The following is a 12,432-nucleotide window of genomic DNA, read 5'->3' on the forward strand; positions in this document are numbered from 1 at the left end:
TCTCGGCCGGTCAGCGAGCGCTGCCGGACTCCCAGGAGGCGTAGGTGACGTTGTCCTCGGTGATCCAGTTGATCCGCCCGTTCATGGACACCCGTCCAGCGATGACCGCTCCAGCAGCTGAGGGAGAGCCGAACACGACGTCACGGGTCAAGCGCGCGGTACCGTCCGGACCAACGGCAATCGACCCGTCCACGACCAGGTCTCGGTGCTGGCCTTGACGAACCTTGTACTGCTTGGCCGACGAAGCCTTGTAGTTGGAGCGGTCCGGCATCTCCGCAGCCACCTCCGAACCGGCGAGAACCGTGAACTCCCCGTCGATAACCTGCGCCTGAACATCGGGCATCTGCACCAGGTGGAACACCGGGGAGACCTCTGCCTCAGGATCCGGCTCTGATTCGGCGACCGGCAGTGGGCCGCCAGGCGCAGCAGGCGCAGTCTGCGCGGCAGCGGGAGCGCCGGCAGCGGGGCGGGTAGCCCTGCCACGCAGCACATCAACGCCTAGGACCGGCAGCAGGATCTCCAACTGACGGACGAACTCCTCCATGTCCGAAGCGTCCGCCTCCGGCAGGTCCGCACCGCCGGTGGGCTCGTTGCCGTTCTCCAGCGGCACGCGGCCGATCGCCTTGGCCATTCCGATCAGCTTCGACTCCAGCCAGCGCACGTGCGCACTGGTCAGGTTGGAGTCCTTCGAGGTGATGACCACGACCTCCGACCAAAAGTCCTTGCTCTGGTCGTGCGTGCTCAGCCGCTTGGCGACGTTGTCCGACTGCCCGATGTAAGCCTTGGTCTTCCCGGTCTCCTCGTCCTCACCCAACAGGATGTAGACGCCGGTCTTCTGCGCCTCCCTACGCTCCCGGATGCGCGCCAGGTCCTTACGGGCTCCCTTGAGGAGCTGTCCGGTCCACGTCATGATCTCCGCGGTCGTCAGACCACCGGCCTTGCCATCCACCAGGAACAAACGCACCTGCTTGCCCGCCATCACACCAGCACACCCTCTGGAGCCTCAGCCTCGACGACGTCAGCGGCGATCGCTTCGACACCCTCAAGTCCGTAGGCAGCAGCCCCAGTCAGACGGCCACTAAAAGCAGCGTCCAGGAGTGAACGGCGCAACGACGAAGCCTTATGCTGAGCTACCGCGATCTCCGCCTCGAGTTGTTTGACCGCGGTCAGCTTCATATCGGCAATCTCTACCATTCGCAACTGCTCTTCCAACGGCGGCACCGGGAACTCGATCTTCTTCAGCCTGGTCGCAGACAGGTGAGCAATGTTTGTCGTAATCCGAGATTCCCGGGCAAAGCGCCCAGCATGCATGTGACGGCGAAACACCAAGAGTGCAAACTCAGGCAGTACGTCTTCGCGAGCCTTGAAACGTAGGAGACTATTAGTAAAAGCAACATCCCCTGGGACACCACGGTAGATGGCTGGACGGCCGAGCCACTCGGGGCTCTGCCCCTCGTTAAGCAGGACGTCACCGGGGTGGAGGCGGAAGCGCTCGAAAGTCTCTTCGGGCCAGTGCATCTCCATCAAGGAGCTGGTGTCGATGCGGTCCTCGAAAACGTTGGCGACACGAAGGTAGGGCCTCATGTTCGGGCCCGAATGCCAATCGGGATGACGTTGTCGACCAAGCCCGACGGAGCCTGCGTTCCCTACAGTTGACGACTCCCAGCGCGATGGGTAGTCCTCACGGTCGGGGATGAGGCTGATCAGCACGGACTTAGTTAGGACACGAGCGCGACGATTGGATACGTCGAGGTATTCGACGCCCGCGTCGAGGCGGGAGAGGTGATCCTCCAGCACCTCGACGATCCGCGCTTCGGCGGCTTCGCTGAAACGGGGGACCTTGAATTCCTTAATGCTCTTTAGGTTCACGTGTGGCAGCTGTGTTCCAGTGGCTGACCCCTTGAGGTGCTGTTGGAACTCAAAACTGCTGAGCCAGTGGTAGAGGTATACACCGTTGATTGAGTGGGGCCGAATGCGGGCGACTCGCTGGACGAGTAGTGCGGGAAGGTCACTGGGGCGAGCCCGAGCGAGCTTGAGACCCGCGGAGATGAGCGGACGGTCCATCCCAAGGATGAGATCCCCCTCCTGGATTGCCAGGTGCTCATAACCTGGAAGCATCGACTCTGGCCAGGTCTTCGTCCGCGTCCAGCGCAGTGCCCCGGGTTCGATGTTGTCACCTCGCAGCAGCCGGATTCCTTCGTCTGGTCCACCGAAGTGGGCGCTCTTGAAGGCGGGGCCAGAATCGACCGCTGCGACCTCGCCGACGGTCTGAAAGGCAGGCGTCACGCGGTCAGCTCCTTGTTCAGGGTCTCCAGGAGGGTGCCGGTCTGGTCGCCCAGGTCACGCAGGGCGCCATCGATGCCGCCGCGCTCGTCGAACGGGGCAATGTCGAGTTGGTCGACGTCGATTCCGGCCGAGGACGCGATCACGTCCGCCATGTTGTCCAGCCACCACTTCTGTGTCTCGGTGAAGACGATGCCGGCCTGCGCCTGCTGCCGTAGCCAGCCCTGGTACCTCTCGTGGACCTTTTCCGCGTACGGCACCAGCTCGTCGTCACCCGTAAGGGTAAAGCTCAGCAGGGACACCAGGTCTGTGACCTGGGCCTTCGGGTTCGGTCGCACCCGTCCCTTCTCGACCTGCTCGTAGGCTTCCCACAGCCGCTGCGGGGTCCACTGATGCGGTGGGCGGGCGATCCGGTCAGCCAGTTCCTTGATCTGGGCAAACGTGCTTCCGGCAGGCTTGGTACCGGATTCCTCGGCCTGCTGCAGGACCTGGATCGCGGAGATCTCGCTGCGGTGCTCGTCCAGGTAGGCGCGCCAGTCCGTGACGATCTCGCGGGCCTTGTCCTCGGCTCCGACGCCGTAGGCCTCGAGCAGGGTGTCGGGGTTGGTGTCGTCGATGATCTGGTCGTGCTGGCGGCGTAGCTCCATGATGCGCGTACGCAGCTCGGGGTTGGCTGCCAGCGGGGTGATGGCCCTCTCGAGCAGTTCGTCGATCCCTTGTTGAGGGTCCGCGTCTTCGCCGACAGCAGCGGCGGCTTCGGCCTGCTGCTCGGGATCGCAGGCCTCGACCAGCTTCTTGACGATCTTCTTGAGGGGTTGGCCGGCGACCTTGTCGAGTTCGGCCAGCTCGGCAGGGGTGACCTGGAGTTCCAGGGCTGCCAGGCGGGAGGCCAGGGTCGCGGTCTCGTCCTCGGTGATCGTGAGGCTTGCGGCCTTACTCAGGAGCTTTTCCAGGCTGATGCCCTTCTTGCGCATCAGCGGTGGGTCCACGAAGTCGTGTTCAGTGACGCCGATGGCATCGACAATGACGAACCTCGTCTTCTCCTGCGCGACCGGGCTCGTCTGGGAGTCGGGGGTGACGGCCTGGAAGTCGGGCTTGGGCATCGTGCGTGCCCCGCGGCCCTTCATCTGTTCGAAGTACTGTGCCGAGCGGACGTCGCGCATGAAGAAGACGCACTCCAGCGGCTTGACGTCGGTGCCGGTGGCGATCATGTCTACCGTGACCGCGATCCGTAGCCTCGCGGAGGAGCGGAAGGCCTGCAGGTGGCCTTCAGGGTCCTTCGCCTGGTAGGTGATTTTTGCGGCGAAGTCGTTGCCCTTGCCGAAGACCTGCCGCACCTGCGTGACGACTTCCTCGGCATGCGCGTCGTCCTTGCAGAAGATCAGTGTCTTAGGGACCGTGGTGCGGCCGGGGAAGATCTCAGTGAACAGTCGGTCACGGAAGGCCTCCAGAACGGTGCGGATCTGGTTGGGATTCTGCACCGTCCGGTCCAGCTGACTCTTCTTGTAATCGACGTTCTCGTCGATGGCCTCGATGCGCTGAATGCGGGTGCGACGGTCGACCTTGGGTACGAACGTGCCGGCCTCGATCTCCGCGCCGTTCTCCGAGACCTCCGTCTTGATGCGGTAGATATTGAAGTCCACGTTCACACAGTCGGCCACCGATTGGGTGTACGTGTATTGCGAGACGAGGTTCTGGCGGAAGAACGCGAACGTCTGCTTGCCCGGTGTGGCCGTCAGCCCCAGGATGTGGGCGTCGAAGTACTCCAGGACGCCCTTCCACACCCCGTAGATGGAGCGGTGGGCTTCGTCCACGATCACCAGGTCGAACGACTCCGGTGGCATGTCAGGGGTGTAGGCGATCTCCACCGGGGCGTCCGGTATGAATCTGTCCAGCACCGGGTCGTCGCCCTCGGGGACCGCCTTGCCGCGCAGCACGGAATAGACGCGCTGGATCGTGGAGATCACCACGTTCGAAGACTCCAGCATGCCCAGACCGGTCAGGCGCTGGACCGAGTACAGCTCGGTGAACTTCCGGCCGTCGTCGGGCGTCTCGTAGTTGCTGAACTCAGCAGCGGTCTGCTTGGCCAAGTTGTTGCGGTCGACCAGGAACAGCACCCGCTTGAACCCTGCATGCTTGAGCAGTCGGTAGGACAAGGTCACGGCGGTGTGAGTCTTGCCCGCACCAGTGGCCATCTGGATCAACGACCGGTCTGCACGCTGGGCGGCCAGAGATGCCTCAGTCTCGGAGATCGCTTCGGTCTGCGCGGGCCGCAGCCGTTCCACGTTCAGCGGCGGCATGCGCCGCACCTTTGCCCGCCAGGTCGGGAGGTCAGCATCGTCCTGGGCCTCCCGGACTATGCGTGCGAGTGTGGCCGGCTTGGGAAAGTTGAAGACCTTCCGGGCACGCGGCTCAGGGTCGTAGCCGTTGGTGAAATGAGTCTCCGACCCGGAGGCCTCAAACACGAACGGGATGCGATCACCCACCGTGTGTGCACGCTTGCGGTGCTCCGGCGGCAGGCCTGTGGCGTACATCGACGACTGCCACTCCACACCTGACAGGGTCGAGCCCTGAGGCTTGGCCTCGATGACCCCGACGACCTTCTTTTCCACGTACAGCAGGTAGTCGACCCGGCCGTGGCCCGGTGCCATAACGACCTCGCGAACCGCGATGCCGTGCACGCCGAGCTCGCCCGCGAACAGGTTCATCACCTTACGGTCCTGTACCGCCCAACCAGCGGCAGTCAGCTGCTGGTCGATAAGAACACGTGCGCGGGCCTCCGCCGGGAGGCGGGAATCGTGATCCTTGCTGTTCATCGCTTCCTCGGCATGGGTCTCGAGAACGTTGTCAACTCAAAGGCAAGCAGCAGCGGTTCACTCATGCTAGGGGCCGTTGGCGCGGTACTCATCCGATCACCACAGCTCAACAGCACACCACTGCGGAGGTGAGTTCGGGCGAGTGAGGGGCGCCCGGGAGCACCTCAACCTGAGCAGCTCGGTTCACCACGCCATAAGCCAGCAGCACCGCAACGTGGTCACGCGTCAGGACGGACACCGCGTCTACCGCGTCCGGTCTTCCCCCGCCAGCGTGAACGCACTGCGTACCGACGCGCCGCCCCTCGTCGCCACCCCTATCCCGACCAGGAAGCACCTGACCGTCACCGCCGGTATCTCCACGCTGACCATGCGGGGAGATTACAACAACTTCACATTTAAACGGGTGTTCTTCACACTTCGAGGTGGCGACAACTGGTCAAGGAGAGCGTCCTCTTGAGGTGGACGATCCGTGGACAGGGAACCGCCCTTTGCTCGACTAGGGACCCGTGGCCTACATAAATGCCCAAGCCCCAACGGGCCTACAGAGCCGCGTGGTTGCCGAAGCAGTCGAGCTTTGTGCCGCAGTGCGAGCCGGACGTCTTCGTTCGTCAGTATCGGCAAGTGTGAGCACCAGAGTCGCCATCCCTCCTACTTCTGGCGGGGCAAGATGGAGTCATGGCGCCCACCAACCTGTCTCGCCTGCAGTTGCCGCGTGCGTGCCGTGAGGCTCTTGCCAAGCGGCGATCAGAGCGGATCGACGGTCACACCATCCCCATAGCCACCGACTGGTGGAACACCGAGATAGCTGCCGCTCACCTGCCTGGTGCGCCTGTTACCGGGCCAGATGTCACACAGCTCAGTCGCGGCGACTTGTTCATGGATGCGGCCAACCTTGACGCGGGCTCCGAAGAGGAGCTGCTGCGATTTCTATGGCGAGTCCTCGCCTGGGGCAGTGGCATGAGACTCCGCCTCAACCGTGCGCGCATCCGAGCTGTGGCGGATAACCCGTCCTCAGCCTTGACGGCTCTGCGCCATGCTCTGCAGGCAGCCCGCGAGGATCCGGCGCAGGCCTACGAAGCTCTGCGCCCAAGAGGCCACAGTGCCATCACATATATGGGTCCGTCGTTCTCGACCAAGGTCCTGTATTTTGCCGGCAGCGGCGCTCTCGATCACCCGTGCGTGATCCTCGACTCTCAGGTGGCCGCCACACTCAGGGACACCTGCAAGTGGGACTCGCTCGGTGAGAACGGATGGCCCACTAGCACCTACGTTCGATATTGCGCGCTCCTGGACCGCTGGGCCAATGAGGAGAGCAGGCGGTTCGGGCGCCGCATCGGCATCGACGAGATCGAACGCTGGCTGTTCAGGCCCTGATCCGCGAACCGAGCTGTCGGCTTTGGTCTTCCTGCACGCTGCTCACGATTGCCTCATCCCACCTGGGGAGAAATGACGCGGCCCCAACCGGGTGGGTGCGTGCCTAACTGCCTGACAACGCCGACGCACGCCGGCGTACGCGCGCGGACGCATACGGACCATCAGCGCAGGTGAAAGGCAAACTAACCAACGCCAGAAGCCCACGGCGTCTGATCTGGTCGAAGCCGTGGACTTCCTCGCGGTGTACAGGTCAGCAGGAGCGCAGATCAGTGGGCGGGCTCACGCGGTTCGCCGCCAGGAGGTGGCCGCGGCTAGTTGCAACGCGGAGGACGTCCCGCAGTGCCCCGGTCAGGTCCTTCGCCAGCTGCCGCATCGCCTCCGGGGCCGCATCCTGGTCGTCGAGGGTTTCCGGAGCCTGCTCCAGCAGCTCGGTCCCCGAGCCGAGTCGGACCGCTTCGATATTGTCCGCCAGGCGGGACACGTAGCCACCCCGGTCGTCGGTGCTCAGGTAGCAGGGCTTGCCGTCCGGGCCCGACCATGGGAGAAGCCGCAGTTCGTTCGGTGCTGTCATCCTTGGGTCTGCCTCTCGTCGATAACGTGGTGGGTGGTGAAGGCGGCGTCTACGCGATCTCCCGGGAACGCCAGGAGCGCGGCTTCGACGACTCGGCCAGTCGAGTCGGTGGCGATGCGGGTGATGGAGAGAACGGCCGACGCGTAGCCGATCCGGAGGGCCGATACTTCGTCCGGCGTCGGAGGTCGAGCGCACACCGTCTCTCGGAGAGCGGCCGGCGGCGGGCCGAGGACTGCGAATCTCGTAACGGCATTTCGGCACGTGGAGTCGTCCTTGAGCACTCCGGCCGGGACCACGTCCCGCGGCATGTAGGTGCGAGCCAGGCCGTGCGGCGACTCGCCCCCATAGCTGAGGCAGGTGGTCTCCACAATGGGGGTTCCTGCGGGCACCTTCAGCAGGGCTGTGAGGTGCGCTTGGGCCTGAACGGTGGTGCTGCGGACGGTTACGCGCAATGCCGGCTCGGCGGTGGTCCACGGGTCCAGGGTGCCCCAGCCACCGACGTACAAAATCTAGCGGTGAGGTCGGCGAACGAAGTTGCCTTTACCGTGGATCTTCTCCACGAGACCTTCGCCCTGGAGCACGGCGAGAGCTCTCCGCAGGGTCACCGTGCTGACCTTGTATCGGTCGGCAAGGCCAGCTTCGGACAGAAGGCGTTCGCCGGGTTGCATACTGCCTGCGGTGATCTGCTGCCGGAGATCGTCGGCGATGTCGTGGTGACGTGAGCGCATCGAGTCGGTCACCGCCTTCTCAGCACGCGCACGGCGACGAACCGGGTACGCGCGTGCATGGTCAGCAACTCGCCCGACTCGAAGACTAATTGCTTCGCTCCCCGAGGAAGCTGGAAGAGGTCTCCTACCCGGCAAGCATGGCCGCCGAGTTGGATGACGTCGCCGCATTGGACGGTGGCTGCGGTGATCTCGATGCTAGAAGCCAACGCTCCGCCGGGGACCCAGGCGCTCACTTCGTCATCTCCATGGGCACGGCCGGGCCGGCAGACGAGTGGCACGGGCAGTCACACGCTTCGCGGATCACCGGGAGGTCAGCTGGTATCGGGACCGGGGAGAATTCCGTGCAGGAGGAGTGTGTCCCGATCCTGCAAGCGGTCGAGCGGTAGGGGGCGGCCGAGGTATCCGAGATGTGCAGTTGTCGACGAGCCGGCATCAGTGGCCCCCAGCCAAAAACGACCAGGCAACCGATGGCAGGTGAGGAGCAACGACCATCGAGCGTGCGCGGGCACGTCTTTCTGACGCCAGCACGTACGGGCGGACTAGTGCGACGTCCTCCCCCGTGAGCGGGTTTCGGTGGGTCGCTGCACCGGAGACTGCCCGGCCAAGGAAGAGAGTCGGCACGCCAACGGAGCCGTGGGAGACGGGAGGGGACGCCAGAGGGCAGGAGGGCGTTAACGCACGACGGTGCCTACCTCTTGAGGAGTACCGCGCCCTGGTGAGGGGGAAGGCACGGCGGATACGGTTGAGCACGCTGTTCAGCTCCTATCGCTGATAGCTCGGTCCCCCGACATCGCCCGTCGTGGGGACCACTTTGCGTACGACCACCCATAAGGTGCGGCCGTTCAAGCTGGTGGCGAGGAGCCCGAATCGATCGGCCTCAGCCACCACGTCCAGGACCTCCCGCCACGACTCAGTGGAGAGCGCATCGGGCACCTCCGCTTCCACCGACGTATGCCGGGGGTGTTCCTCCGTTCGCGTAGGCAGCCCGAGGGCGGACAGTCGGGCGGCGATGGCCGCCGCACTAACTCCCGAAGCGGGCACAGGGCAGCCTCCGTCACCAGCGATCACATTCAGTGAAGCTAGTTAACTAGGTTAGAGCTAGTGGACTAGATTTTCCATATGCCTGAGCAGCCGCCTTATCTCCGCATCGCCGACGAACTCCGGCAGCGGATCGCGGAGCACGTGTGGGAGCCGGGAGACCGCCTGCCCTCCCGCGCCCAGATCGGCGAGGAGTACGGCGTGGGCGAGAACGTGATCCGCCGGGCGCAGGAGCTGCTGATCTCCCAAGGTGTGCTGGAGGGCCGCGCCGGGTCGGGTACCTACGTCGCCGAGCCCCGACCACGCGTGCGGGTGGTGCGGTCGTCGGCACGCGAGCAGCCGACCGGGTCACCCTTCCGAGCTGACATGAAGGCCGTGGGCAGGCAAAGCGATTGGGAGAGTCGGACGGATGCCAAGGTGCCGGCCCCCGCAGCCATCGCGACGCGACTTGGGGTCGCCGAGGGCGAGCTATGCGTACGCACGACGTACGAGTTCCTGGCGGACGGCAGACCGGTGCAGTTGTCGACGAGCTGGGAGCCGTACGACCTCACCGCCGGCACGCTCGTCGTCCTCCCCGAGGGAGGTCCACACGCGGGAGCGGGCGTCGTGAACCGCATGGCCGAGATCGGCATCACGGTCAGCCACGCCGTGGAGCAGCCGGAGCCGCGGTTGGCGACCGCCGAGGAAGCGTCGCTCCTGGGCATCCAGAAATCCGCTCTCGTCACCCACATCAAGCGGACCTACTACAGCGATCAGGGGCGGCCGGTGGAGACGGCGGACATCGTCCTTCCCGCAGCGCTGTGCGAGATCGTTTACGAGGTCCCCATCGGTCGGCAGTGACCCGCGCCGCGAGCATCGGCCGGGCCGTTCCTGGGCCGTCTCTGGGCCGTCCGAGGTTGCTCGAGGGCACCCAATGACGACCACTAGCGACCACTCGCACGGAGTTGATCAGTCATCCCACCTGCGATAACCCTGGTCGCCGGGATCTCCCGTAAGACCCAGGGCAAGAAGAAGTAACCCTCCGGCGAGCCCCTGCCTGCGGTGCGTCCGCAGGCAGGGGGCTCGTCGTTGTCCGGACGCGGGAATCGCCCGGGCCTCTTCCCCGGGATCGGGTCCCGCCCACGGCACAGTGAAGGCATGAACGCAGACGACAGGAACCTTCTGGGCGGTGCACGCAGCGCCGCGACCAGGCTGCCGGCGCAGGACCTGGAGCGGGCGCGGCGCTTCTACTCCGAGAAGCTCGGCCTGGAGCCCGTCGACGAACGGCCGGGCGGGCTGCTGTACCGGTGCGGTGATTCGGAGTTCGCGTTGTTCCGGTCGACCGGCGCCTCCCCCGGCACCTTCACCCAGATGGGCTGGCAGGTCGACGACATCGAGGCCGTGGTGTCGGAGCTCCAGCGGCGCGGCGTGGAGTTCGAGACGGTCGACCTGCCCGGCTTCGGCACGCGGGGCGGCATCGCGGAGATCGAGGGCAATTATCCGAGCAAGGGCGCCAGGGGGGAACGCGGCGCCTGGTTCCGGGACAGCGAGGGAAACATGCTGGGCATCGGCCAGCCGGTCACGTAAGCAACCGCACACCCCACGGTTGTTGTTCCGAGGGCGGTGAGCGGGGGAAGGCCTCCTGGCGTGACTGAGCACGCCGCCGAGCCGCTCGCCGTCGACAGCCGCGGCAATCTCCTGGTCTCCTTCGAACCGGGGTGCGAGGACTCGCCCTCTGGGGACGCCCCGGCTCCCCTGGCGCTGACAGCTCTCTGGCACCAGGGCAGCGTGCTGATGGTCCACGACCGTCACCGGAATGCCTGGGAGCTCCCCGGCGGCAGGATCGATCCCGGCGAGAGCGCGCGAAAGGCCGCTGTCCGGGAGCTGTTCGAGGAGAGCGGGCAAGAACCGGACGGCCCCCTGAGGTTCGTCGGCCATGCGGGGCTCGTCCTGGCTCCCCGGCAACGTCGCGAGTACGGGGCCCTGTTCGCCGGGGCTGCGCGCGACCGGCGCGGCTTCGAGCCCAACGGCGAGATTCGAGCCATCCGTTGGTGGGATCCGAGGTCGCCTCTGCCCGGCCGGGTCGCGCAGCTCGACGTGCACCTCGCCCGGCTCAGCGGGCAGTCGGGCACCCCTGTGGGGTGGCACCCGCTAACGTGACCTTTACCCCTGCCCGTTACCCAGGCGCACGCCTCGGCGGCAGAGGCAGGCTGGGGCGCGGAGAGCAAGGAGATCGGGGAGAGCGATCATGGGCGAGTCTCTGAAGACCTTCGTCGGCGGCACCGAGGTGGAGGTGCCCAACAGCATTCCGGCGATCCGTGCCGCGCTGCCCGAGGAGAGACGCGAGGAGTTCGACCACGCGATCAACGAGGCCGGGGTGCACGAGATCCAGGCCGTCATGCGGCACTGGATGCTCGAGTCCGTACCCGATCCCGAGGCCGAACAGATCCTGGACCGGCTGGCGCAGGACGAGGCCGAGAGGCGGAACGTCGCTTGAGCTTCCGCATCTCCTACGCACCGCCCGCCGACGACACCCTGGCCAAGATGCGCGACGGCGACTCGTTCCGGGACGAGATGGCGCGCACCCTGGCCCTGGATCCGTACGGACACGCCTCGTCCGCCGTGAAGCGTGAACGCGACCGGCGCGAGGCGACGGTGTACGGCGCCATCGTCCTCTACTACGTCTCCGGGTCCGTGCTGACGGTCACCGTGGTCAGGCTCGTACCGCTGCCGTGACCCGGAGAGGCGGCCGAAGGCTCAGCCGAGCTTCTTGACCTGCGCGTCGATCACCGCGGTCGGCTGCTCGAAGTCGGCATCCGCACCCGTCTTGCCGAGGTTGAAGGAGAAGAAGGTGGCGACCGTGCCGCCCTGACGCAGGCTCACGAGCTTGAAGGGTGCCGCCTCCTCGCCCTCTCCCATCTGCACCCGCCAGGCAAGGGCCTCCTCGCCGCCCGTCACCTTCTCCTCGGTCAGCTTGGTGACCTTCTGCTTCGAGCCCTTCATGGAGAGGGTGAACCCGCCGGTGCACTTGGCGGCGGAGTCGCGGAGCTCGGCGAGGCTCTTCGCCGCGCCGTCACCCTCGTACGAGGCCAGGGTGACCAGCGACGACGTCATGTCGAGCATGCCGGCGAGGAGGTCCTCGGGGTCGGCGGACTCGTCCTTCTTGGGCTCCTGGACGACCTTGCGCCCCGCGTTCCCGGCCGGGGTCCCCCGCTTCACCCCGTAGAAGGCGAAGCCGATCGGCTCGCACTCCTTCTTGTCGACGGTGACGTCCCCGGGCTGTGCGATGTCCTCGGGGCCGGTCTTCGAGACCTTGTGGCCCGTGACGTCACCCTGTTCCAGCGACACCTTCTCCAGCTCGGCCGACGTCAGCGCCTTGACCGCGGCGGGCTTGGAGGAGCCGTCGTCCTTGCCTCCCGAGGTGCCGCCGTCACCCTTGGCGTCGGAGTCCGAGCCGCTGCAGGCGGTCGCGAGCAAGGTCACGGACGCCGCGGCGGCGACGAGGGCGGTACGGCGTACGGCGGTGGCGCGCATGGTTCGTTCATCTCTCCGTCTGAAGGAGCAACAGCCCCTCCCCGGGCAGTAATTCATGGCCGTTACAGGGGGCTGTGGCAGTGCAGGACACTCTACGATCGGACACCTG

Annotated in this window: 13 protein-coding genes and 1 pseudogene; 6 read left to right on the top strand and 8 right to left on the bottom strand. The window is 65.7% G+C overall.

Annotation, left to right across the window (positions count from 1 at the left end):
* Window positions 1–10: 10 nt before the first annotated feature.
* Genes ACIBCU_RS34345 through ACIBCU_RS34355 form a run of 3 tightly spaced genes read right to left on the bottom strand, consistent with a single transcriptional unit; the run spans window position 11 to window position 5,099 of the window.
* Entirely contained in the window at window positions 11–979 is a 969-nt protein-coding gene (locus ACIBCU_RS34345; RefSeq protein ID WP_399236284.1) for a GIY-YIG nuclease family protein, read from the bottom strand.
* On the bottom strand, window positions 979–2,286 hold the full coding sequence (locus tag ACIBCU_RS34350; RefSeq protein ID WP_399236286.1) for a restriction endonuclease subunit S: 1,308 nt from the start codon (window positions 2,284–2,286) through the stop codon (window positions 979–981). Before ACIBCU_RS34350 ends, ACIBCU_RS34345 begins: the two co-directional genes overlap by 1 nt.
* Entirely contained in the window at window positions 2,283–5,099 is a 2,817-nt protein-coding gene (locus ACIBCU_RS34355; RefSeq protein ID WP_399236288.1) for a DEAD/DEAH box helicase family protein, read from the bottom strand. Before ACIBCU_RS34355 ends, ACIBCU_RS34350 begins: the two co-directional genes overlap by 4 nt.
* Window positions 5,100–5,774: 675 nt before the next feature.
* On the opposite strand from ACIBCU_RS34355, the gene ACIBCU_RS34360 reads away from it, so the two are divergent.
* Window positions 5,775–6,473 (top strand): hypothetical protein, encoded by a 699-nt coding sequence (locus tag ACIBCU_RS34360; protein WP_399236290.1) that lies wholly within the window; start codon window positions 5,775–5,777, stop codon window positions 6,471–6,473.
* Between the two features lie 250 nt (window positions 6,474–6,723).
* Here the strand turns inward: ACIBCU_RS34360 and ACIBCU_RS34365 are convergent, their stop codons facing one another.
* The 4 genes and pseudogenes from ACIBCU_RS34365 to ACIBCU_RS34380 form a co-directional block, all read right to left on the bottom strand.
* A complete protein-coding gene (locus ACIBCU_RS34365) occupies window positions 6,724–7,044 on the bottom strand; it encodes a hypothetical protein (protein ID WP_399236292.1) in 321 nt (106 codons plus the stop codon).
* A pseudogene (locus ACIBCU_RS34370) lies at window positions 7,041–7,772 on the bottom strand (GntR family transcriptional regulator). The gene ACIBCU_RS34365 and the pseudogene ACIBCU_RS34370 overlap by 4 nt, the downstream one beginning before the upstream one ends.
* An 8-nt stretch (window positions 7,773–7,780) precedes the next feature.
* Window positions 7,781–8,005 carry a hypothetical protein gene (locus tag ACIBCU_RS34375; protein ID WP_399236295.1) on the bottom strand — a complete coding sequence of 75 codons (225 nt, stop codon included), beginning with the start codon at window positions 8,003–8,005 and terminating at the stop codon, window positions 7,781–7,783.
* Window positions 8,006–8,534: 529 nt separating this feature from the next.
* Window positions 8,535–8,813 carry a hypothetical protein gene (locus tag ACIBCU_RS34380; protein WP_399236297.1) on the bottom strand — a complete coding sequence of 93 codons (279 nt, stop codon included), beginning with the start codon at window positions 8,811–8,813 and terminating at the stop codon, window positions 8,535–8,537.
* A gap of 78 nt (window positions 8,814–8,891) precedes the next feature.
* On the opposite strand from ACIBCU_RS34380, the gene ACIBCU_RS34385 reads away from it, so the two are divergent.
* The 5 genes from ACIBCU_RS34385 to ACIBCU_RS34405 all read left to right on the top strand — a co-directional run bounded on the left by ACIBCU_RS34385 (window position 8,892) and on the right by ACIBCU_RS34405 (window position 11,525).
* Window positions 8,892–9,650 (top strand): GntR family transcriptional regulator, encoded by a 759-nt coding sequence (locus ACIBCU_RS34385; RefSeq protein WP_399236299.1) that lies wholly within the window; start codon window positions 8,892–8,894, stop codon window positions 9,648–9,650.
* A gap of 297 nt (window positions 9,651–9,947) precedes the next feature.
* Complete coding sequence (locus tag ACIBCU_RS34390; RefSeq protein WP_399236301.1) at window positions 9,948–10,376, top strand: VOC family protein; 429 nt, start codon at window positions 9,948–9,950, stop codon at window positions 10,374–10,376.
* A gap of 60 nt (window positions 10,377–10,436) precedes the next feature.
* Window positions 10,437–10,949, top strand: a complete 513-nt coding sequence (locus ACIBCU_RS34395) for an NUDIX hydrolase (protein WP_399236303.1) — start codon at window positions 10,437–10,439, stop codon at window positions 10,947–10,949.
* 88 nt (window positions 10,950–11,037) lie between these two features.
* Window positions 11,038–11,286, top strand: a complete 249-nt coding sequence (locus ACIBCU_RS34400; protein WP_031093484.1) for a hypothetical protein — start codon at window positions 11,038–11,040, stop codon at window positions 11,284–11,286.
* Window positions 11,283–11,525: a hypothetical protein gene (locus ACIBCU_RS34405; protein ID WP_104787806.1), complete on the top strand. Its 243-nt coding sequence runs from the start codon at window positions 11,283–11,285 to the stop codon at window positions 11,523–11,525. Before ACIBCU_RS34400 ends, ACIBCU_RS34405 begins: the two co-directional genes overlap by 4 nt.
* Before the next feature lie 21 nt (window positions 11,526–11,546).
* On the opposite strand, the gene ACIBCU_RS34410 is transcribed toward ACIBCU_RS34405, so the two are convergent.
* Window positions 11,547–12,323: a hypothetical protein gene (locus ACIBCU_RS34410; protein WP_362932695.1), complete on the bottom strand. Its 777-nt coding sequence runs from the start codon at window positions 12,321–12,323 to the stop codon at window positions 11,547–11,549.
* Window positions 12,324–12,432 lie beyond the last annotated feature (109 nt).

The sequence above is a fragment of the Streptomyces sp. NPDC051064 genome, assembly GCF_044455985.1.
GTDB lineage: Bacteria > Actinomycetota > Actinomycetes > Streptomycetales > Streptomycetaceae > Streptomyces.

Coding starts and splice junctions, on each gene's coding strand:
- ACIBCU_RS34345 (WP_399236284.1), bottom strand. CDS start 979: ATGGCGGGCAAGCAGGTGCGTTTGTTCCTGGTGGATGGCAAGGCCGGT.
- ACIBCU_RS34355 (WP_399236288.1), bottom strand. CDS start 5,099: ATGAACAGCAAGGATCACGATTCCCGCCTCCCGGCGGAGGCCCGCGCA.
- ACIBCU_RS34360 (WP_399236290.1), top strand. CDS start 5,775: ATGGCGCCCACCAACCTGTCTCGCCTGCAGTTGCCGCGTGCGTGCCGT.
- ACIBCU_RS34365 (WP_399236292.1), bottom strand. CDS start 7,044: ATGACAGCACCGAACGAACTGCGGCTTCTCCCATGGTCGGGCCCGGAC.
- ACIBCU_RS34385 (WP_399236299.1), top strand. CDS start 8,892: ATGCCTGAGCAGCCGCCTTATCTCCGCATCGCCGACGAACTCCGGCAG.
- ACIBCU_RS34390 (WP_399236301.1), top strand. CDS start 9,948: ATGAACGCAGACGACAGGAACCTTCTGGGCGGTGCACGCAGCGCCGCG.
- ACIBCU_RS34400 (WP_031093484.1), top strand. CDS start 11,038: ATGGGCGAGTCTCTGAAGACCTTCGTCGGCGGCACCGAGGTGGAGGTG.
- ACIBCU_RS34410 (WP_362932695.1), bottom strand. CDS start 12,323: ATGCGCGCCACCGCCGTACGCCGTACCGCCCTCGTCGCCGCCGCGGCG.